This is a genomic window from Arthrobacter sp. 2YAF22_2, from assembly GCF_052114645.1.
Lineage (GTDB): Bacteria > Actinomycetota > Actinomycetes > Actinomycetales > Micrococcaceae > Arthrobacter.
Genome location: NZ_JBFRFD010000527.1, coordinates 1 through 2,398 on the forward strand (window position 1 = coordinate 1; position 2,398 = coordinate 2,398).

The following is a 2,398-nucleotide window of genomic DNA, read 5'->3' on the forward strand; positions in this document are numbered from 1 at the left end:
GATGGGCGACGGGCAAGTGCGGGTGCTGATAGTGGACGACCAAAAAGTGGTCCGGGACGGCCTGGCCATGATCCTCGGGTTCCTCGACGGAATCAGCGTTGTCGGTGTTGCAGTGGACGGCGCCGATGCCGTCCGCCAAGCCGGACGGCTGAATCCCGACGTCGTCCTCATGGATCTGCACATGCCGGTCCTGAACGGGGTCGAGGCCACGGCAATCCTCGGCCGCGAAGTGCCGTCGTGCGGGGTGGTGGTGCTGACCACCTTCGCGGACGACGACTGGGTGTTTTCCGCCCTCCGGGCCGGCGCGAAAGGCTTCCTGACCAAGGACGCCGACGCCGAAGAGATCCGGAAGGCGTTGCTGACGGTCGCCGCCGGGGACGCGCAGTTGGATCCCACGGTGCAGCGGCGGCTGCTGGAGGTGCTGGGGCGGGGGGAAGGAAAGGCTCTGGCCGCCCCGGGGTTGCCGGCCGCGGCGCCCGGTGGGCTTACCCCGCGGGAACTGGACGTCCTGGCACTCATTGCGGAGGGGCTGTCCAACACTGAAATCGCCGGCCGGCTCTTCGTCTCCGACTCCACGGTCAAGACCCACATCAACCACCTGCTGGCCAAAACCGCACTGAGGGACCGGGCGCAGCTGGTCGCCTACGCCTTCCGCCAGGGGATCGCCACCGGCTGAAGGGACCCTCCCGCGCCTCCACCCGCGCCTCCACCCACGGGTGGAGAGCCGGACAACAGGTTCCACCGGGGGGCCGAATCGCCGCGGAATCCGCGTCAGTACCTTGGAGCCATGACTACCGCACAATGGCTTCTGAACCTCGGACTGCTCGTCTTTATTCTCGGCAGCAACCTGGGCACCCGCACGGTCACCGGCCGCCGGCTGGTGCTTCCCCTCATCCTCGCCTTGCTCGCCGGCTTCCTGCTCCTGTCTGCCGCGCCGGCCTCCGGAAACGACACGGCGCTCGCCGCCATCGGTGCTTGCGCCGGCACCGCGCTGGGCATCGTGGCGGGCATCTTCATGCGCCTGGAGCGGCGGTCCGACGGCTCCGTCGCCAGCCGCGCCGGCGCCGCCTACGCCCTGCTCTGGATCCTCGTGATCGGCGGCCGCATCGGCTTCGCCGAATCCGCCGCCGGCTGGGCCTCGGGGGCCGTCCGGGACTTCTCGATCAGCAACCACATTTCCGGCGGCGAATCATGGACGGCGGCCTTCGTCGTCATGGCCCTGGCCATGGTGGGCTCACGCGTCCTGGTCACCGCCCTGCGCTGGCGCGCCCTCCCGGCCGGCGCTCTCCCCGGCGGCGGTGGCGCCAACCAAGCCGCGCCGCAGCTGCCGGTTATCCGCGCCTGAAGACCAACGCCCTCAAGCCCAGACCGTACACACCAGCCCCGTCCAAATCGTTCACCACCCCGCCCCTCCGCACCCAGGAAAAGGATCCTTCATGAGCACCCGGCCCGCACCCCAACCCCGTCCGTTCGCCACGGCGCTGCTGCTGGCCGCAGCCGCCGCGGCAGCCACCCTGGGCGCTGCCCTGTTGCTTGGCTGGCTGGCGCCGGACCTCGAACCCATGCAACAGCGGTTCATTGCCGTACTCGCCCTGGCCGTGGCCGCAGCCGGCTATGTCGCATTCCGCAGCCGTGACGTCTTCACCTCCGGACGATGGCGGGCCCCCCTCCTGGCCGTTCCCGCGGTCCTGGCCATCGCGCCCTTTGTTGGCGGGATCAAGGACGTAGGGGCGACGGCGACCGTCGTGATTGTAGTGGGCTATCTGGCCACCGGCGTCTACGAGGAATTGTGGTTCCGCGGGGTAATTTTTAATGCCCTCGCGTCCTGGACCCCGCTGCGGGCAGCCGGCCTCGCCTCCGCGCTGTTTGGCCTCATGCACCTGTGCAACATCGCCTTCGGCGCGAACCCGGTCGTGACGGCCGCCCAGGTGGTCGGGGCCAGCTGCTCCGGATTCGGCCTGGCGGCCTTGCGGATGCGAGGCTCGTCGATCTGGCCGCTGGTGCTCATCCACGCAGTCTCGGACATCGCACTCCAGCTCGGCGACGTCAGCAGCGCCTGTCGCTGGGGCATCATGATTGGCGGCGACGTCGTCCTGCTGGTCTTCGGCCTGGTCCTGTTGCGCCGCCGCCCGGCCGCCGGGGCGGCCCGCGCCGGCGAGGTGGCCGGCGCGGCTGCCGGACCAGGGCGCCGCGAAGAGGCGGCGGCCCCAGGCGATAGGGTGGTGGGGATTCTCTGATTGATGATGCGAAAGGCTCGACGTTGACTGCTGAACTACCGGTGCTGGCCGAGGGCGATTTCTACTACGAGGCGTTGGGGGAGGGGCGTTTCCGCTCCACCATCCACGCCCAAGGCGCCTGGAACGTGCACGAACAGCACATGGCCCCCGCGTCCGGTATT

General features: G+C 69.6%; 3 protein-coding genes and 1 pseudogene. All 4 read left to right on the top strand.

Annotated features, from left to right (window positions below; genetic code table 11):
- Positions 1–676: response regulator (locus AB4Y86_RS16850; protein WP_441403316.1), on the top strand; the 676-nt coding region annotated here is incomplete at its 5' end.
- Between the two features lie 111 nt (positions 677–787).
- Complete coding sequence (locus AB4Y86_RS16855; protein ID WP_441403317.1) at positions 788–1,345, top strand: hypothetical protein; 558 nt, start codon at positions 788–790, stop codon at positions 1,343–1,345.
- 91 nt (positions 1,346–1,436) lie between these two features.
- Positions 1,437–2,237, top strand: coding sequence for a CPBP family intramembrane glutamic endopeptidase (locus AB4Y86_RS16860; protein WP_441403318.1), 801 nt, complete (start codon positions 1,437–1,439; stop codon positions 2,235–2,237).
- Positions 2,238–2,260: 23 nt separating this feature from the next.
- Positions 2,261–2,398: pseudogene (locus tag AB4Y86_RS16865) on the top strand (thioesterase family protein); the annotation flags it as partial.